The sequence below is a fragment of the Streptomyces camelliae genome (assembly GCF_027625935.1).
Classification (GTDB): Bacteria; Actinomycetota; Actinomycetes; order Streptomycetales; family Streptomycetaceae; genus Streptomyces; species Streptomyces camelliae.
On the sequence record NZ_CP115300.1, the window covers coordinates 7,810,097 to 7,827,594 of the forward strand.

19 protein-coding genes, 1 tRNA gene and 3 pseudogenes are annotated in these 17,498 nt (G+C 72.9%); 12 read left to right on the forward strand and 11 right to left on the reverse strand.

Translation table 11 applies throughout. From position 1 onward, the window contains the following. Window positions 1-54 precede the first annotated feature (54 nt). A complete protein-coding gene (locus O1G22_RS35840; RefSeq protein WP_270085093.1) occupies window positions 55-543 on the forward strand; it encodes a hypothetical protein in 489 nt (162 codons plus the stop codon). 24 nt (window positions 544-567) lie between these two features. Continuing rightward, window positions 568-1,290, forward strand: coding sequence for a DUF2625 family protein (locus tag O1G22_RS35845; RefSeq protein WP_270085094.1), 723 nt, complete (start codon window positions 568-570; stop codon window positions 1,288-1,290). A 6-nt stretch (window positions 1,291-1,296) separates the two neighbouring features. Here O1G22_RS35845 and O1G22_RS35850 read toward each other — a convergent pair whose 3' ends face one another. Further along, window positions 1,297-1,545, reverse strand: coding sequence for a hypothetical protein (locus O1G22_RS35850; RefSeq protein WP_333492430.1), 249 nt, complete (start codon window positions 1,543-1,545; stop codon window positions 1,297-1,299). 182 nt (window positions 1,546-1,727) lie between these two features. Between O1G22_RS35850 and O1G22_RS44960 the strand changes: the two genes are divergently transcribed. Continuing rightward, window positions 1,728-1,835 (forward strand): hypothetical protein, encoded by a 108-nt coding sequence (locus tag O1G22_RS44960; RefSeq protein WP_428986435.1) that lies wholly within the window; start codon window positions 1,728-1,730, stop codon window positions 1,833-1,835. Window positions 1,836-1,849: 14 nt separating this feature from the next. Here O1G22_RS44960 and O1G22_RS35860 read toward each other — a convergent pair whose 3' ends face one another. The 4 genes and pseudogenes from O1G22_RS35860 to O1G22_RS35875 form a co-directional block, all read right to left on the reverse strand. Further along, window positions 1,850-2,476, reverse strand: a complete 627-nt coding sequence (locus O1G22_RS35860) for a DedA family protein (RefSeq protein ID WP_270085095.1) — start codon at window positions 2,474-2,476, stop codon at window positions 1,850-1,852. A 500-nt stretch (window positions 2,477-2,976) separates the two neighbouring features. Then, on the reverse strand, window positions 2,977-3,903 hold the full coding sequence (locus O1G22_RS35865; protein WP_270085096.1) for a hypothetical protein: 927 nt from the start codon (window positions 3,901-3,903) through the stop codon (window positions 2,977-2,979). Between the two features lie 97 nt (window positions 3,904-4,000). After that, the gene (locus O1G22_RS35870) at window positions 4,001-4,597 is read right to left on the reverse strand and encodes a hypothetical protein (protein ID WP_270085097.1); all 597 of its coding nucleotides are present in this window, start codon (window positions 4,595-4,597) and stop codon (window positions 4,001-4,003) included. Between the two features lie 167 nt (window positions 4,598-4,764). Continuing rightward, a pseudogene (locus tag O1G22_RS35875) lies at window positions 4,765-5,078 on the reverse strand (MFS transporter); the annotation flags it as partial. Window positions 5,079-5,209: 131 nt separating this feature from the next. Here O1G22_RS35875 and O1G22_RS35880 point away from each other — a divergent pair. The 6 genes from O1G22_RS35880 (at window position 5,210) to O1G22_RS35905 (ending at window position 11,096) form a co-directional block, all read left to right on the forward strand. Beyond that, entirely contained in the window at window positions 5,210-5,581 is a 372-nt protein-coding gene (locus tag O1G22_RS35880; protein ID WP_270085098.1) for a hypothetical protein, read from the forward strand. Further along, window positions 5,572-5,644: transfer RNA gene (locus O1G22_RS35885), tRNA-Arg, on the forward strand. The genes O1G22_RS35880 and O1G22_RS35885 overlap by 10 nt, the downstream gene beginning before the upstream one ends. A gap of 109 nt (window positions 5,645-5,753) precedes the next feature. Further along, window positions 5,754-6,887, forward strand: a complete 1,134-nt coding sequence (locus O1G22_RS35890) for a leucine-rich repeat domain-containing protein (protein ID WP_270085099.1) — start codon at window positions 5,754-5,756, stop codon at window positions 6,885-6,887. Continuing rightward, window positions 6,884-8,677 carry an ankyrin repeat domain-containing protein gene (locus O1G22_RS35895; RefSeq protein WP_270085100.1) on the forward strand — a complete coding sequence of 598 codons (1,794 nt, stop codon included), beginning with the start codon at window positions 6,884-6,886 and terminating at the stop codon, window positions 8,675-8,677. The genes O1G22_RS35890 and O1G22_RS35895 overlap by 4 nt, the downstream gene beginning before the upstream one ends. Continuing rightward, complete coding sequence (locus O1G22_RS35900; RefSeq protein ID WP_270085101.1) at window positions 8,674-9,897, forward strand: AAA family ATPase; 1,224 nt, start codon at window positions 8,674-8,676, stop codon at window positions 9,895-9,897. The genes O1G22_RS35895 and O1G22_RS35900 overlap by 4 nt, the downstream gene beginning before the upstream one ends. Window positions 9,898-9,908: 11 nt before the next feature. After that, window positions 9,909-11,096: a vWA domain-containing protein gene (locus tag O1G22_RS35905; protein ID WP_270085102.1), complete on the forward strand. Its 1,188-nt coding sequence runs from the start codon at window positions 9,909-9,911 to the stop codon at window positions 11,094-11,096. A 99-nt stretch (window positions 11,097-11,195) separates the two neighbouring features. On the opposite strand, the pseudogene O1G22_RS35910 reads toward O1G22_RS35905, so the two are convergent. Further along, a pseudogene (locus O1G22_RS35910) lies at window positions 11,196-11,396 on the reverse strand (hypothetical protein); the annotation flags it as partial. A gap of 559 nt (window positions 11,397-11,955) precedes the next feature. Further along, the gene (locus O1G22_RS35915; RefSeq protein WP_270085103.1) at window positions 11,956-12,285 is read right to left on the reverse strand and encodes a hypothetical protein; all 330 of its coding nucleotides are present in this window, start codon (window positions 12,283-12,285) and stop codon (window positions 11,956-11,958) included. Window positions 12,286-13,166: 881 nt separating this feature from the next. On the opposite strand from O1G22_RS35915, the gene O1G22_RS35920 reads away from it, so the two are divergent. Beyond that, on the forward strand, window positions 13,167-13,613 hold the full coding sequence (locus O1G22_RS35920; protein WP_270085104.1) for an SPW repeat protein: 447 nt from the start codon (window positions 13,167-13,169) through the stop codon (window positions 13,611-13,613). A gap of 419 nt (window positions 13,614-14,032) precedes the next feature. Here the strand turns inward: O1G22_RS35920 and O1G22_RS35925 are convergent, their stop codons facing one another. Continuing rightward, window positions 14,033-14,191 carry a hypothetical protein gene (locus tag O1G22_RS35925; protein WP_270085105.1) on the reverse strand — a complete coding sequence of 53 codons (159 nt, stop codon included), beginning with the start codon at window positions 14,189-14,191 and terminating at the stop codon, window positions 14,033-14,035. Window positions 14,192-14,406: 215 nt separating this feature from the next. Here O1G22_RS35925 and O1G22_RS35930 point away from each other — a divergent pair, with 215 nt between their 5' ends. Then, on the forward strand, window positions 14,407-14,655 hold the full coding sequence (locus O1G22_RS35930) for a hypothetical protein (RefSeq protein ID WP_270085106.1): 249 nt from the start codon (window positions 14,407-14,409) through the stop codon (window positions 14,653-14,655). Between the two features lie 54 nt (window positions 14,656-14,709). Here the strand turns inward: O1G22_RS35930 and O1G22_RS35935 are convergent, their stop codons facing one another. After that, window positions 14,710-14,946, reverse strand: a complete 237-nt coding sequence (locus tag O1G22_RS35935; RefSeq protein WP_270085107.1) for a hypothetical protein — start codon at window positions 14,944-14,946, stop codon at window positions 14,710-14,712. Between the two features lie 58 nt (window positions 14,947-15,004). Beyond that, window positions 15,005-15,319 (reverse strand): annotated as a pseudogene (locus O1G22_RS35940) (uracil-DNA glycosylase family protein); the annotation flags it as partial. Window positions 15,320-15,512: 193 nt separating this feature from the next. Between O1G22_RS35940 and O1G22_RS35945 the strand changes: the two are divergent. After that, window positions 15,513-15,875 carry a DUF488 domain-containing protein gene (locus tag O1G22_RS35945; protein WP_270085108.1) on the forward strand — a complete coding sequence of 121 codons (363 nt, stop codon included), beginning with the start codon at window positions 15,513-15,515 and terminating at the stop codon, window positions 15,873-15,875. Window positions 15,876-16,135: 260 nt separating this feature from the next. Here O1G22_RS35945 and O1G22_RS35950 read toward each other — a convergent pair whose 3' ends face one another. Continuing rightward, window positions 16,136-17,452: a PP2C family protein-serine/threonine phosphatase gene (locus O1G22_RS35950; RefSeq protein ID WP_270085109.1), complete on the reverse strand. Its 1,317-nt coding sequence runs from the start codon at window positions 17,450-17,452 to the stop codon at window positions 16,136-16,138. Window positions 17,453-17,498 lie beyond the last annotated feature (46 nt).

Here is a 17,498-nt window from a genome sequence, read left to right on the forward strand (position 1 = left end):
CGGGTGGCGGGCGGCGGCCGGATCGGTCGGCCGTGGGCCTGAGAGGATGCACAGATGCGCGCTTCCTCCGGCCGGCCCGAGCCGCGCCTCGTGCTCGCCGGTGGCCACCCGCTCCGGGACGAGGCACTGGCCGCCGTCAACCGGGACCTGGCGGTCACCGTCCCTGGCCTGCCTGCCCTGCGCCTGATCGTCTGTCCGGACGCCGACGACCTGGACGAGCAGGTCTACGTGGCCCTTTCCGACGGTGAAGCGCACGGCACCTGCCTGATACCGGCCGAGTGGGCCGGCGAAGCCATGACGGCCGTCGCCGATGCCGCCCAGGAGACGGTGACGGAGCGGCTCTGGCGGGCCTGGCCGGTCTGCACCGTCCACGACCTCGGCATGCACGCGAGGGACGTCGACGGGACGCCGTCCTGGTGGTGCGCCGGCGGCTCCCGCAAGGGCGATCCGGCCCACATCCGGGCGGCGATCGGGGACCTGGACACCCTCCACCCGCCCCGCCGCCCGAACCGCAGACGCCGTAAGACCCGCAGGCCACGCTGACATCCGGTCTGCGATCATCCTCCGGTGCGAGACATCGACGAGCTGACACAGGTGGCCGACCCGGCCTGGCCGGAACTGCGGCGGGCGTTCGCCGACAGCGCCGTACCCGTACAGGTGCTGCCCGCCGACGCGGACGAGGGCCGCCGCTGCCTGACGCAGCTCCAGGTCACGGCACGCTCCACGCTGGGTGCACTGGCCCTGCACTGCGGCGGGCTCGTCCTGGACGACGGCTGGGTGCGGGTGTACGGCGCGGGTTCGGCCGCCGATGGAATGCCGGGCCTCGGCCGGGTCAACGGGTTCCCCGCGGACCCCGACCCCGACTGGTACCCGGCGCACGGTCTGGTCGTCGGCCACGATGTGCTCGGCGGGGTGTTCTGCCTGAACGGCCACGACCCCGCCCGCGCCGGGCGACCCGGTGCGCCCGGACAGATGACGTACTTCGCACCCGACACCCTGGAGTGGGAGGCGCTGGACATGGGCCACTCCGCCTGGGTGGGCTGGCTGCTGTCCGGCCGGCTGGAGACGTTCTACGACGGGCTGCGCTGGCCGGCCTGGCGGGAGGAGGCGGCGGCTCTGGACCTCGCCCAGGGCATCACCGTCTTCCCGCCTCTGTGGACCGAGCAGGCCCACGCGGACCTGGCCGGGACCGCCCGGCGGCCGGTGGCGATGCGTGAGGTCCTCGGCGTCGCCGCCGACTCCGCCCGGCAGCTGGGCGCGGGCGAGCCCGGGTTCCTCGGTGACGTGTGAGCGCCCTCAGCCGGTGACGCGGATCCGGCACATCAGCAGCGCGTATGCCGCCGCCGACACGAGCAGACCGGCCGGCAGGGTCAGGCCGTCGACGCCGCCCAGGGCCGCGGCCACGGGCCCGGTGCAGACGGTGTCGACGCAGAGCGCGGAGGCGGTGACGCCCGCCCCGAGGGCCGGCGCCCCGGACCGGTTGACCCCGCCGGTGTACCAGAAGGGACTCGTGCGGGACTCGTCGCCGAGGGCGAGTCCGTCCACGCCTGCTCGCCCGACCCGCAGCGCTACACCCAGGTGACCACGGCCCTGCACCGCGCCGGTGTGCCGACGGCCACGCACGCAATCGGGGACGCGGCCGTGCGCCACGTGCTCGACTCGGTGCAGCCGCGGGGGAGGAGGACCGCGCGAGCCGGATCACCGTCGGGTACCGGACCGACCTGACCGTGCTGGCGGAGGATCCGCTGAGGGTGGCGGACACGGATCTGGCGGCGGTGCCGGTCGTACTCACGGTGGTCGGGGGCCGGGTCACTCATCAGGGGACGGGGCTGTAAAGCCCCCGGCACTCTCAGCGGCGTTCCCGTCGTCGGCGCCACGCCTCGATCAGCAACGGCAGCATCGACACCACGACAACCGCGGCCACCAGCGGCAGCAGATAGTCGTCGACGTTCGGAACCGACGACCCCAGGCTGTACCCGGCGAGGACGAGGGCCTGTGACCACAGCACGCCACTCACGGTCTGCCACAGGGTGAAGGTGCGGACAGGCACCCCCAGCGCACCGGCCACGGGATGCAACACCGTCCGCAGCAGTGGCACGAACCGGCCGATGACCAGTGCCTTCCCGTAGCCGTACCGCGCGAGCAGCTCCTCGGCGCGGGCGGCCGCGGCCTTCACCCGGCGACTGGAGGTGCGCGCCAGCAGCGCCCGGCCGCCCTGCCGCCCGATCAGATACCCGACCTGGCCGCCCGCCACCGCCCCGACGGCCGCGCACAGCAGCACCTGCCACAGCGCGAGCCGGGGCGGCTGGTGCGCGCCGCCGGCGCACAGCACTCCGGCCGGGAACAGCAGGGTGTCGCCGGGCAGGAAGAAGCCGACCACCAGCAGACCGGACTCCGCGAAGATCACCACCAGGACGCCGAGCGCGCCGAAGGCGGCCAGCACCGAGGCGCTGTTCAACGGATTGACGGCGATCACCTGGGCGCGCCTCCTGGCCTACTCGCAGCCTCGTCGCGGGCCGCTTGCTCACCAGGATCGCCCGCCCGGCAGAAAACCGCCCGCGTCCCTTCGGACGCGGGCGGTGTCTGCCCTCCTCTCCGGCTCCGGTCAGCGCGTGACCGCCGCTCTCCGTGTGGCCGGACCCGGGTGTCTCGCCGGCGGCCGTCGCGCCGTCCGCGTGGACCGCGAACGCGGCCGTGCCGTGAAGGAGACCTTCGGACCGGGCTCGGTGCCGCCGTCGCCGGGCTCGCCTCGACGCGGCGGACGCCTTCCCAGGCGCCGCCGAACTACGGCCACTCTCCTGCGCGTTGCTGCGGCGCGGGCCGGGAGCCGCCGTCGTGCCGGGTCAGGAGGGGGACACCTTCGTCATCGACTCCGACGACCCCGCCGCGATGCTGGTGGACACCCCGCGCTGGAGCACCACGCCGGCCACGCGCCACGAGCCCTGACCCGCACCTTCGTCCATGCCCGCCGGGCGCTCAGCCGACGTGCAAGGTGAGCGCCGCCGTGTGCAGCCGGCCGGCCGTCCGGAACTGCAGGAACAGCCGCCAGTTCCCCGACTGGGCGAACTCGGCGTGGAAGGTCAGCGTCGGCCCGCCGTGGTCGCCGTCGACCTTGCTCTCCGGGTGCAGATGCGCGAAGGCCAGGTCGCCCTGGTGGAACGCGGTCAGGTGGGCGTAGGTGTCCAGATAGGGCTGGAGGTCGGTGACCGGCTTGCCGTCCTTGGTGACGGTGGCGGTGAGCTGATGGGCCATGCCGGCCATCGGGGCGCCCTTGACGGTGATCGTGTAGCCGTCGACCGTCGTGGTGCCGGACGCCTTTGCCAACGGCGTGGTCATCGCCATGCCGGGCACCTTCACGGTCCGGCTGAGGACGAAGTCCTTGCCCTTGCCCGAGCCGCTGTCCGGGACGAAGGAGGCGTACAGCCGCCAGGTGCCCGGCTGCAGCGCGGCCAGCGGCGCGGTCCAGGTGCCGTCCGGGGCCATGGCCGGGTGCACGTGCTGGAAGCCGGAGAGGTCGGAGCGGATGGCGTAGAAGTGCATGCGCTCTGTCTGGTCGACGGCGAACGCGGTGACCGGCTTGCCGTCCGGACCGGTGACGGTGAAGCGGTAGCCGGTCGCCTTGCCTGCGGTGAGGGTCGCGGCGGAGGAGGCCATCCGATAGCCGTCCTTCGCGTCGGCCAGCCCGTTGCCGGTCGCGGCGCTGTTCATGCCGGGCATGTTCGACATGTCGCCGGACGACGCCGAGGAGGAGGGGGAGGGGGTGCCGCTGTGGTTCATGCCGGTCATGGAGCCGTTGTCGGTTCCGGAGCCGGATCCGGAACCGCATGCGGTCAGGGTGAGGGCGAGGGCCGCGGTGGCGGCCGCCGCGAGAGCGTGACGAGTCGTCCGGAGAGCCTTGTACATGGGTGTGTCTTTCCAGGTGGGCGCCGTGCTGCGGCGCGGGTGAACGTAGGTCCTGGCCGGGCCGCGGCGCTCGCCGCACCGGGGCCCGGGGGACACGTCACGTCCGCGCGACGCACACCTGGAGCAGGAGGTCCCGTCCGCCGTCCGGCGGTCCCCGCCGCCGGGCCTCGCCGTACACCCGCCGGGCCCACGGGAGCAGGGCGGCGGCGGGCAGTGCGCAGGCGAGCGCGTTGAGCGGGGGCAGCGGGAACGTGGAGCGAGGGGTGGTGGCGAGGCACAGGGCGCCCCGCATGGACTCGGCGGGGTGCGCGCCTGCCTTGGCGGCCACCGCGCCGGGAGCGCCGGGGGTGTGCGCGGCGGGCGTCGACGGCATGACAGCCGCGTTCGCGGCCGTCGCGTCCGGCGCCGATCGCGTCACGGCCGTGTGCGTCACGGCCGTATGCGTTACTGCCCTGTGTGTCACGGCCGTATGCGTGAGTGCCGTGCGCGTCCCTGCCGTGCGCGTCACGTCCGCATGCGTCATGGCCGTATGCATGGGTGCCGTGTCCGGCATGGCCCCGTGGCACCCGCCGTCGGCCGCGGCCGGGCCGCCGTGCATCAGGAACAGCCCGAGCAGCACCGCGACCAGCACGCAGGGACGCACCAGCCGCCGGCGGGGGCCGGCTGCACCGGGGGCGGACTGCGGGGCAAGCACGGCATCACCCTACCTGGGCCACTTCGCCGACACGCGGTACTGCTGCTCCGGTGTCCGCGGCCGTGGCCCGCACGGAGCGGACCCGCCGGGCCCGGACCCAGGCCGCGACCGGCTCGGGCCGCCGTACCGTCAGCCGGCCGCTCTGCGCCGGCGCGGCCACGGCTGAGAGCGGGCAGGGCCTGCCACTGGAGCAGGGTGCGCGGCGAAGACGGCCGCGGCCGTCGTGCACACGAGACGGAAGGCGGCCGCCCGCGGGGCGAGTCCGACGAGCGGACCGAGCAGCATGCCGGCTGGTGGTAGACGTTGAAGACGGCGAACGCGTCGACACGCCGTTCACCGGCTCCGTGGCCAGGTAGGCGCGCACGGCGGGGTTGAACAGAGCGCCCGCGAAAACGGTCGCGGCGGAGGCGATGATCAGGGCGGGCAGGGAGTCGCCCCAGCCGAGCAGCCCGAAGCCGACCGTGCGCAGCAGGAAGCCCGCCCAGCCCTACGGGCACGTGAAGTGACGAGCCGTCGCGGAGGTGCCGCAGCGTCACCGAGGCCGGGTGCATCGACTGGCCTGACCAGCCCGCGGCAGTGGCTGAAGCGCACGCTCGGTCGAGGGCCTTCGTCGTGGCCACCGCCGACGGCATCCGCAGTCTCCCGCCCGAGTTGCTGCGCAAGGGCCGGTGCGGCGAGGTGTTCTTCGCCGACCTGCCGGACGGCGTGGATCGCAAGGAGATCATCGAGCTCTCCTCCGGCCGCTGGCCGAAGGCCGACCTCGAGCCGGAGCAGGTGGACCGGTTCCTGCTCGACGCCTTCGCGAACACGGTGCCCTTGAGTCGCGTCAACCCCGAGCGGGCGCCACGCCGTTGCGGCGGATCGTCTTCATGGGCGCGTGACCACCACGGCCTGGCACCGCCCGGAGTGCGCCCTCCGGTCGCGGCCAACTGGCGTTCGAACGCAGGGGCGAGAGCCGCTATGATCTCCGCGGCAAGGCTGTAGCGCAGAGGTCGTCGCGCCCAAGCATCGAGCTGGAGGACGTCGGTTCGAATCCGACCAGTCTTGCCGCCCTTGTCGTGGAGGAAAGTCGATTGGCGTCGGTTCGTCCTGGGCGGGCGGAGGGCGATGCCGCCCTCGGCGAGCCGGGCACCGGCGATGGACCGGTGGAGTGGTGATGACGCAGCCGACACCCGTACGCTGCCCCGCGATCGAGCACCCGGACATCCCGCTCAGCGATCCCACCGCGCTGGAGCCGCTGCTCGACCGGCTGCGGTCCGCCCAGCCGGTCGAGGCCGACGAGACCTTCCCGCTCGGCACCGTGCGCGCGGACGGGCGTATCGACCTGTGCAAGCAGGGCCTCGGACCGGCCGGCGCCGCCCGCCTGATGCCCGTGGCCGCCGCCTCCGCGCACGCCGCCCATGTCCTGCTCGGCACCAACGCCATCGGCGACGACGGCGCCCGCACGGTCGCCGACGCGCTCGTCGACGGCCACGGCCTGCACACGCTCTACCTCGGCTGCAACCGCATCGGCCCCGAAGGTGTCACCGCGCTCGCCGACGCGCTGACCACCGACGGCACCGTCCGCGCCCTGTGGCTCAAGCGCAACCCGGTGGGCGACGACGGCGCCCGCGCGCTCGCCGCGCTGCTCCGCCGCACCACCACGCTGCGCACCCTCGACCTGGTCAACACCGGCCTGACCACCGACGGACTGCGGGCCCTGTGCGACGCCCTCACCAGTCGGCCCAGCCCCGTGGAACGCCTCTTCCTCGGCGGCAACGGCCTGACCGCCGACGCCGCCCCGCTGCTGGCCGCGCTGATCCGCGAGGCGGGCGTGCGCGAGCTGTACCTTCCCGCCAACCACCTCGGCGACGAAGGCGCCGCGATCCTCGCCGCCGCGGCCGACCCCGCCCGGCCGGTGCGTCTCGGCCTGGGCGGCAACGGCATCGGCCCCGCCGGTGCCCGGGCCCTCGCCGGCTCCCTCGACGGGATCGAGGCACTCGACCTGGGCCGGCCACTGTCGGAACGCAGCCTCGGTGCCCCCGGCAACACCACCGGCGACGAAGGCGCCCACGCGCTGGCCGCCGCCCTGCCGGGCAGCCCGCTGCGCCGGCTGGAGCTGCGCCACACCGGCCTGACCGGCCGGGGCGCGAAGACACTGTTGGCGGCGGTGACCGACAACTCGCCCCTGGAGTACGTCGGTCTGGGGCCCGGCCTGCCCCGCAAGGTGAAGCGGTCCTTCAGCCGGCGGCTGCGGCCCCTCGGCAGGACGCATCCCGACCTGCGCGCGATAGGGAGTGTCTACCGTTGAGCGCTCGTGGTGAACTCCGCTGCTTCCCCCGGGACGAGGCGGCGAGCAGGCGCCGGATCCGCCGGTACGCGGTGCCCCGCTGGATGATCGAGCGTGCGACCGCCTGCCGTCTGGCCGGTGACTGGCAGGGGGCCTGCGCGGCGGCGAACGTCGACGTCACCTTCGATCTGTCCGATGTCGCCGAGCACTGCGGCGACGACGTCGCCGCGGCCCTGGTGGACGACCTCCGTCATGTCGCCCCCGACCTGCTGCGCTGGCACCTGCCGCGCATACTCGGCGGGCGGACCACGCTCGCCACGCAGACGACGGTCGTCCTCGCGCGCTACCGCCCGAAGGCACCGGGCGAGGGCCGCCTGGCCACGCCGTATCTGCACGTCACCACTCCCGCGATGGTCGACGGCCCGCAGCGGATCGCCCTGCGGTTCAGCACGGTCGAGAGCGAGCAGACCGCGGGCGTCTTCGGGCAGTTCACGCAGGACTGGCGGTCCGCGCGGCACCTGTGGGACGCACGGCACGCGGCCGAGCTGCGCGAACGATGCGGTGGCGGCGCGGACCGGCCGCCGTTCTTCCACGCCGACGCCACCCCGCGCGGCACGGACGAGCTGCCGACGGCCGACCCCGGCGACGGCGACCCGGCGGCGCGGGCCGAGTGGGCCACGCTGCTGCACCAAAGGGGCGAGACACAGGCCGCCTTCGCCGCCGCCGGCATCGAGCTGGACCTGACACCCCCGCCGAAATCGGGCTGGCACCAGGCGGACCCGGAGCAGCTCCTGAGGGGGCTCGCCCTCGACCACACCCGCCTGGAGCCGGAAGTCCGCCGGCAGCTGGCCGAGGGCGGCGGTGACCGCCTCCTCATCGGCGCGCACTGGCGGACCCTCATCCTGCTGGAGCCGAGGGACGCCGGCGGGCTTCGGGTGCGAGCCGTCGACCGGGACGACGTCAAGGGCGAGCCCTTCCTCGCCGAGGCCTTGTGGCGCAGGCTTCCCGACCTCGACCTGATGCGTGCCGGAGGCGTTGCGGCGCAGGATCTGCATCCGCTCGTCCGCGAGGCGCTGTTCCCCGCCCTCCAGGTCCCGCAGGGCCCGGTCGGCCCGCCCGGACCGGCGGTTCCGCCGCCCGTGCGGGTCCGGTGCCGCGGGGAGTGGCACGAGGTGGCCTTCCGGCCCGGCAACCTGCTGCGCATGCCGCACAGCGACGAGGAACAGCAGCGCGAACGCGCCATGCGCGCCTTCGGCGGTGCCGTCGCGGGGTGCTTCGCCGTGGAACAGACGTGGATGTCCGGCGAAGGCCGCCTGCCCAAGGCGCTGCGGGCCGGGCGCCAGGAACTGTTCCTGCGCGCCCAGCACGGTGACACCCCCGGCGTGCTGGAGCTTCTGGACGCCGGTGTCGATCCCCGGGTACGGGACGCCTCCGGGCGCACCCTGCTGCACGTACTGAACCTCCTCGACCACGAGACGCTGCTGCCCCGGCTGCTGGCGGAGGGACTCGATCTGGAGGCCCGCGACCGGCGGGAGCGCACCCCGCTGTTCGTGGCGGTCAACGACCTGGGTTCGAAGGCGCTGGTGGAGGCGCTCGTCGCCGCCGGTGCACGGCTCGACGTGACCGACCAGGACGAACTGTCCCTGGCCCAGCTCGTGCGCCGATACAAGCGGCCCGACCTGGCCTTCCTCCGGGAACGCGTCGAGGCGGAGCATCCGGGCGTCGGCGCCGAGTGGTGGGACGAGTACCTGGACGAGCAGGAGCAGTACGCCGAGGACGACGCCGACGACGAGGAAGAGCTGTCCCTTTGAGCACCGACCGCACCGACCGCACCGCAGCCCCCACCGCGCCGGCCGGCCCGCTGGCGGCCGCGGACGACCTCAACCGCAGGCTGCGGACGCACCGGACCGAATCCGCCGCGAACCCGCAGCTGGAGGCGCTCGCCCTCGCCGTGACCGCCAATCAGCCCGTGCTGCTGTGGGGCGAGCCCGGCATCGGCAAGTCGGCCGCCCTGGAGCAGCTCGCCGCCGGGCTGGGCCTGCCACTGGAAACCGTCATCGCCAGCGTGCACGAGCCGTCCGACTTCGCCGGCCTGCCCGTCGTCGGTGACGACCCGGCCGTGACCGGGGTGCCGATGGCCCCGCCGGACTGGGCGGTCCGCCTCGCCCGGGCCGGGCAGGGCCTGCTCTTCTTCGACGAGCTGTCCTCCGCACCGCCGGCCGTGCAGGCGGCGCTGCTGCGGGTGGTGCTCGAACGGCGGGTCGGCAGCCTGGTCCTGCCGGAGGCGGTGCGGATCGTCGCCGCCGCCAACCCGCCGTCCAGCGCGGCGGACGGCTGGCATCTCAGCCCGCCGCTCGCCAACCGCTTCGTGCACCTCGCGTGGACCCACGACCCCCGGACGGTCGCCCGCGGCATGGCCGGCACCTGGCCCGAGGTGACCGTGCCCGTCGTCGCCGCCGCCAAGGTGCCCGGTGCGGTCGCACGGGCCCGCGGCGCGATCTCCGGCTTCCTCACGGCCCGGCCCGGCCTGGTCCACCACATCCCCGGCGACGCCGAGAGCCGGGGCCGGTCCTGGCCGTCCCCCCGGACCTGGGAGATGGCACTCCGGCTGCTCGCCACCGGATACGCCGCCGGCGCCGGCCGCGAGGCGCTGGCCGCCGCGCTCACCGGCGCCGTCGGGGACGGCGCGGGCATCGAGCTGCTGTCCTACCTCGAACACCTCGATCTGCCCGACCCCGACCGGGTCCTCGCCGACCCGGACGCCTTCGCCCTGCCCGACCGCGGCGACCGGCAGCTGGCGTTCCTCATCGCCGTGGTCGCCGCCATCCAGAGCGACCTCACCCGGCCCCGGTGGGAGGCCGGCTGGGCGGTGCTGGCGAAGGCCGTGGACGCGGGCGTACCGGACGTGGCCGCCCGGGCCGCCACCGACCTCGCGGCGATGCGGCACCTCAACTGGCCCGTACCGCCCGGCATCGACGGGTTCCTCGACCTGCTGCAGATGTCCGGGGCGCTGCCCGGCGGCAGCAGGTGACAGGGGCGCGGATGACGGACGACTCCCGCCGCGCCCTGGACATGACCAAACTGCTCGCCGCCCGTTACCGGGCGGCGAACGACCGGCCGTACCTGGCGTCGGCGTTGTACGCCCTGACCGTCGTACCGAGCACAGAGGTGCAGACGATGGGGGTGGACCGGCACTGGCGCTGCTATGTGTCCCCCGGCTTCGTCGACGCGACGCCGGTGCCCGAGCTCGCGGGCGTCTGGGTGCACGAGGTGGCGCACCTGCTGCGCGACCATCACGGCCGGGCGGACCGGCTCCCGGCCGCCGCCCAGCGCGACCGGCACCGCGTCAACGTCGCACAGGACTGCGAGATCAACGACGACCTGCTCGCCGACGGCCTGCGCCTGCCCGAAGGCCGCATGGAGCCGCGCCTCTTCGGCCTCCCCGAGGGCCAGTTGTTCGAGGTCTACCTCGACCGGCTGCCGCCGCAGGTGCGGGCGCCGGACTGCGGATCGGGCGCCCACGGCCGGCCCTCGCCCTGGGAACTCCCCGACTCCGCCGGCCCCGCCCGGCTCGGCGAGGTCGAGGCGCAGGCCCTGCGGCGGCAGACCGCCGAGGCGATGCGCGCCCATCAGCGCACCCGCGGCACCCTGCCCGCGGGCTGGCAGCGCTGGGCCGAGGAGACGCTGGAGCCCACCGTGGACTGGCGGCGCGCGCTGTCCGGCGCGGTCCGCGAAGCCGCCGCGTGGGCCGGCGGAGCCGTCGACTACACCTACCGCCGTCCCTCGCGCCGGACCTCGGCGCTGCGCGGCGTCGTCCTGCCGAGCCTGCGCCGGCCGCTGCCGCGGGTGGCGGTCGTCATCGACACCTCCGGTTCGATGGGCGACGCCGAACTGGCCGCCGCCCTCGCGGAGGTGACGGGCGTGCTGCGCGAGGTGGGGGTACGGGGCAATCGCGTGACCGTGCTCGCCTGCGACGCCGACGTGCACGCCGTGTCCCGGGTGACGGCCACCGAGCAGATCACCCTGGGCGGCGGTGGCGGCACGGACATGCGCGTAGGCATCGAGGCGGCGCTCGCCGCACCTGACCGCCCGAGCATCGTCGTCGTCCTCACCGACGGCCACACCCCCTGGCCCGACGAGCCCCCGCCCTGCCGCGTCATCGCGGCCCTGATCGGCTCCACCGCCCCACAGCCGCCCGGCTGGGTGGAGACGGTACGCATTCCCACCTGACGCCACCGATGCAGGGCCCCCACGGGTCGCGGTCACTGCCCCGGACGGCCTCCTGACCCACCGGGTGCGGCCGGCCGGACGCCGGTCGCCGGGAACTCCTCACCCCTCCCCGTGGCGAGGCTTCGCCGGAGCGCCTGGTCGACGCGCCGCTGTACCGGTGACGGGTGATTCCGAGGAGCGCAGGTGTTCCCTCAACCACTGCTCGGTGCTGTTGACGTGCAGGAGGGCGGCGGCCTGGCTCAGGAAGGCGTCGCGGGTGGAGAGGGCCGAGAAGATCGCCTCGTGTTCGGCGAGGGTGCGGCATTTCCGTCTGGAGCCCGACCCGGACGGCGAGGCCGACACCTGTCCGCTCCGCAATGTGCGCAGCAGCCGCTACGCCGCCCTCGATCCCGCCGACGGCCAGGTGCGCGTCACCGCCGAGAGCCCCGAGACGGCCGAGCGCTGGCAGCGTGAACTGCTGCGCGACGGCACGGCCGAGGCGCGGGCCGCCGCCGAGGAGGCCGATGTGGCGACCGCGTCCGCGTCACGACCGACAGCCCGTACCCCTGGTGGCTGCGGACGGGCGGCCCCGACGGCACCCTGCATACGAAGGTCGCGGGGCCCGCGACGACCGAGTTCCGGTACGAGGAGTGATCCTTCCGCGCATGTCACACGGCCGCGAGACGATCGCACGAACGGGGAGGGCGATGGCCCGGTGGTTGGGCTCGCCCTTGACGACAGCGGTCAGGTAGCGGTGGCTGAGGGAGGGGTCGTTCGCGTTGCAGTGCTGGTTGACGTTGTCCCGGCTGTCGGTCTCGGCGCTGCCGCAGTCGAAGCAGCAGCCCATGATGGGCGCGGAGTCCCCCGTACTCAGGTCCTGTCACGCGGCGGATGCGTCGTGGTGGAGGATCCTGGCCAGCCAACTGCGCCGCCGAAGCGGCGGCAATTCGCCGGCCAGCAGCAGGCGAACAGTCTCCTCAGGGCTCAGGACTGTTCGGCTGCCATGGCGGTCCCAGTAATGGGCGAGTCTGCGTTCCAACTCCCGCCGGTCGTCGGCCTCGGTTCGCAAGGCGACAACCGGGCCGTTGGCCTCCTCCGACGTGAGCAGGTCCACGACTCGGCCGTCGGCGGTGTACGCCGCGTAGGCGCTGCTCGCGACGTCCGCTGGTTCAAGCCGTTCCTCTGCCACCTGCAACGAGTCGAACACCATGAGTTCCCCATCCCGGTCGAAGACCAGGATGACGTCGGCTGGATGAGCCACAGTTCTCGCCCTCCCGAATGATGTGTGGGAAACCGCCAGGACGCCTACGACCAGGCAGTGGGGCGTTGGCGAAGTCGGTCAGACGATCTTTCCGTGCCCTCGCGAATCGGTGCGCTCCCATTCCTCCTCCCACTGGCGTAGACGCCGACGATCCAGCAGCGCATGGACAGTCCCGGCAGTCCCCAGCGCCGTCAAACCCGCTCCTGCGGCTGCCGACGCTCCGAGCAGAACCGACTTTGCGATCGCTCCCGGGCGTGGCCAGGGCCCGGCGGTGAGGCGGCCACGCGTGTCCAGCCACAGTGACCCGGTTACCGGCCTTCGCGGTGGTCCACATCTGTGCGACCAGCGCACTGTTGCGGGGTCTCCATGTCATCGGCTGACACCCCCTCGTACGAGAGCACCGACGACCACCCCCGCTTCTTCCGGGGTTCCCCGTCCTGGGCGAACAATCGCTCTCACATAGTTGTCCGTGCCATTCCTCCCAAGGCCACCGCGGGGCTGGGGGCGACGTCGTCGGTGGCCTACGGATTTCGGTGTGGCCGTCGCCGCGTGCGCTCCGGGTACACGATGAATGTTCCGTCGGCCGCATGTGCTGCCGGCGCCGTGCCACGGAAATCCTTCCCATCGACTTCCGGCAGACCGAATACCTGATCGACACAGCAGCGGACGCGACCCGTCGCCGGCTTGTCGGGAACTCGACATCGCCCCGGATCGGGATCTGGTGACGAAGCTCACACTGTACCGCCGGGCAGAGCCGACTAATGGGCCTAATGGGGGGAAAGTCCATAAAAGACACATAAATCCCTCTCGCGGAGAGGAGGACGGCAGCAATGTCGTATCCACAGCAACCCACTGGCATGACGGGGCACCCCGAGATTGCAGAGATGCGGGAGCGACTGGAACGCACGGCCTCCACGGGCAGGGCGATCGCCCTTGAGGGGCTGATCCTCCTGGCCGGTGTGTACGCCGCGATTTCGCCCTGGGTCGTCCACTTCTCGGCACAGCCCGATATCGCTGTCAGCAACCTGATCGTCGGCATCGCCGTCGGCGTGATCGGGCTCGGCCTGACCCTCGTTCCGGAGCGGATGTTCCGCCTGGCATGGACCATCGTGCCCCTCGGTGTCTGGCTTCTCATCTCCCCCTGGGTGGTCACCGCCACGCACGGAGCCCGGGCAGGCATCATCTGGAACAACTGCTGGCTCGGCGCTGTCACCATCCTGCTGGGGCTGGCCGCGATGGGCCTCACCATTGGGATCACCCGCGGAACCCGTCGCTGAATCCAAGAGCACTACGCAGCAAACGCCGGCCAGGGCCAGGTGATCGCCTGGCGACGGGACGAGCATCCCGGTCGGCGCCCGTCCGCCGGCGGTTCAAGATCGACTGGGCCTGGGCGGTCGGCGGGATCTGCACGCCGAGCTGCAGCCCCCATCCGAAAGTGACGTCGGCGGGCAGTAGTGCCGCATCGCACGCAGAAGACCGCCGTCGAGCCGCGATGTCGGGGTGGTTGCATCAGCCCGCGACCATCGTCAGCGATCGTTCTGCTGACGGCCGGCGGGGCCTCGGTGGCCTGCACTGCGGGCGGTGCCGAGGCCTCCGCGTACCGGGCGCGTAGGGCCCATCAGGTCGACGCGCCGGTCGATGAGCCCGAGGGATTCGAGGCGTCCGGCCATGCGCAGGGCTGTGGAGGGGGTGACCCTCAGGGTGGCAGCCGTCGCGGCCGGCTGACGGGATCGCAGGTGTGCAGGGCTACGAGGGAGCACAGTCGGGGCAGCGTCAGAGACACGTCGACCGCAGCGAGGGTGCGGGCGGAGAGGGCGACGACCAGCCGGGACGCGGCCATCATGGCGAGAGTCACGTCCTCTGCCTCGCGGTCCAGGTTCACCTCCCCTCGCCCGGGATCGGAAGAGGACCCCTCCCGATCGCCTTGTGCAAGCCCTTGGGTATGTCATTCCTCTTGGCAGCGCTCGGGATTTCATCGGCCACCCACAGTGACCATTGCAGACTGCAATGATAAGATGGCTGCACGCGGGCCCTGCGGGCGCGATGGCTCCGCCGCCAAGGGTGATGACCATGATGACCGAACCGATACACGAGGCCTATTCCTTCGTGTGCCTGCGCTGCGGGCACTCATGGGAGGGCGAGTACGAGATCCGGCACGCCCGGGGCGCCGACGGGCGTCCGCGTGCCGAGTACTACGTGAAACACGGCATCAAGGTGCCGTCGCCGCTCACGGAGAACACCTGCCGAGTATGCCTGGGGCGTAAGATCCGCATCCTGCGCCCAGGGCGGGTCCGCTCCGCCCACCCCGCGCCTCTGTGACCGTACCCATCGCTGCGCGAACCTGACGGACGTGCAAGCGAGCACGTCCGTCTGTCATGCCCCGTGCCCCCGCGCTCGGTGCTGAACGTCCGCCAGACATCCGCCGACCTGCAGCGCGAGCACGCCGTCGATCCGCGGCTGTCGGCACAGGTCAGCGAGATCGTCGATGGGGGCGGTGGGAAGGCGGCCGGGGTGCGGCTCGTGGGCGGCCCGCTCGTCGAGGCCGACGCGGTCGTGGTCGGCATCGGCGCCGCCCCCGACACCGTTCCGACCGCCGATGCCGGGCTCCAAGTGGGCAACTGTGTTGTCGCGGACGAGCTTCCCCACAGCCCGACATCTACACGGCCGGGTTGCCGGGCGGGGCACAGTGCACCGGCACCCTGATCCGCACCCCGTACAGCCCAAGCCCGTCACCCCGGTGCGAGGCGGTGGGCTGGGAGGCCGGCCCGAGGTCGTACAGGGCGGCGTACAACGCGTCGCCGGACGGGGCACCGGTGAAGATGCGCCCGGTGCGGTTCCCGCCGTGCGCGGCCGGAGCCAGACCGACGATCACCAGCGGCGCCTCCGCCGGGCCGAAACCGGGCGCGGGGCGCGCCCAGTACTCCCAGTCCGCAAACGCCCTGCGTTTGACCCGTGCGGCCTCCTCCCGCCACGTCACGGCACGCCGCGCTCCTCATCACTACGCCGGACCGCACCAGGCGGCGGCTGTGGTGGCAGACCGGACACAGTCCTGACGGGTTCGCATGAGGTGGCCCCGATAAAATGGGGGAGTCGGGAACATCCGCTTCGCAGCGGAGGGCGAAGTCGTCCGCCCGCCGGCGGGCCGAAGCGGCCGACCGATCTGGAAGGGCACCGCCATGGCCAAACAGATCACCTACCGCAGAGTCTACGAGGAGACCGCGCCGAAGGACGGCAAGCGCGTGCTGGTCGACCGGGTCTGGCCCCGAGGCATGCGCAAGGAGGACGCACATCTGGACGAGTGGCTGCGCAATGTCGCCCCATCCAGCGAACTGCGCAAGTGGTACGGCCATGAGCCCAGCCGCTTCACCGAGTTCCGCCGCCGCTACCTCGCAGAACTGCGCGACGCCGGGCACCGCGAGGCGGCCGAACATCTGCGTGACCTGGCAGCACACGACAAGCTCATGCTGCTGACCGCCACCAAGGATGTGGACCACAGCCAGGCCGCTGTCCTCGCCGAGTGGCTGACCAAGAGCCGGTGACCGTCACGCGGGACGCCGGCGGGTACGGGTGACCGTCTCCGCCGCACCGTGATGATCCGCGGCACGTTCGCCGACATCCGGCTGCCCAACCTGCCCGCCCCGGCGCCGAGGACGGCTCCACCTGCCACCTGCCCGGACGGGGAGCAACCGCCTTCCTCGACGCCGCCCTGCTGCGCGTGCGAGGACGCAGTGGAACTGCCGCGCGCCCAGCCCCGCGCACCCCCTGCCGACCTGACCGCAAAGGGCCGGGCACATGTCTCTCACCGTGCCGGGCCGTCCGAGGGTGTGCGCAGGGCCAGCAGGGCCACGTCGTCGTCGAACACCTGCCGACTTCGGCTGATCAGGGTGTCGCACAGCTCCTCCAGCGGTGCCGCGGCCAGGCGAGCGGCCTGCTCGGCCAGGTCGCCCAGTCCGGTGTCGATGTCCTCGCCGCGGCGCTCGACCAGCCCATCGGTGAACAGCAGCAGGGTGCAGTCGGGCGGGAAGGGGTGTTCGTGGCTGAACCGGGAGACGGACGCGTCGATGCCCACCGGGATCCCGTGACGGGCGGGTGCCAGGTAGCGCGTGCTGCCGTCCGCGCCGACCAGCAGCGGTGGCAGATGCCCGGCGTTGCTCCAGCCGAAGGTGTACTCCCCACCCTCTCCACCGCCGCGCTCGATGCGGCCGAGCACCAGGGTGGCCGTGGGCGGATCGGTGAGCATCGTCAGCGTGCGGTCCAGTCTTGACATGATCAGGCCGGGCGGCCCGTCGCGGTCGAGGGCGATGGCCCGCAGCATGTTGCGGATCTGTCCCATCAGCGGGGCGGCCTCGACGTCGTGGCCGGTCACGTCACCCACGACGACGCAGGTGGCGCCGTCGGGCAGAGCCATGGCGTCGTACCAGTCGCCGCCCAGCCTGAGCAGTTCGGAGGCGGGTTCGTACCGGGCCGCGGCCTTGAGCGGCGAAAGGTCGGGAAGCGCGGGCAGCATACGGCGCTGGAAGTGCTCGGCGGCGCGTTTGAGCTGCTCATACAGGCGGGCGTTTTCAAGGCTGACGCCCGCGGCACTGGCCAGAGCTGTCAGCAGGCCCACGTCGTCATCGTCGAAGGGCGTACCGTCCAGCTTGTCGGCGAGGTAGAGGTCGCCGTAGACCGTGCCGCGCACCATGAGCGGAACTCCCAGCGGCGTCCGCATCACCGGATGCCCGGGCGGAAAGCCGACCGAACGAGGGTGTGCGGCCACATCCGCCACCTGCAATGGCTCCCGGTCGTCCACCATGGTGCGCAGCAGGCCATGGCCCAGGGGCAGGCCCATGGCGGCGCACAAGTGCGGGTCGTCAACGCCCACGGTGATCAGGTCGATGACCTCTCCGGTCTCCGAGAGCACACCCAGTGCCCCGTAACGCGCGGCGACCAGGTCGGTGGCCGCTTCCACGATGCGGTGCAGCACAGTTCGGGTGTCCATGTCGGCGCTGACCGCCACGACCGCGTCCAGCAGGTGCCGCAGTCGGTGCCGGTCCAGAGCACGCTGCGGCGGCCGCGCGGCCATACCGTCCCGGGCCTGGCCCCTTCCCCGTTTCTGCCACGGGCTGTGCGCCATGGTGGTACCTCCCGGCGCGGTCGGGCGCCGTCATCACGCCACCCTG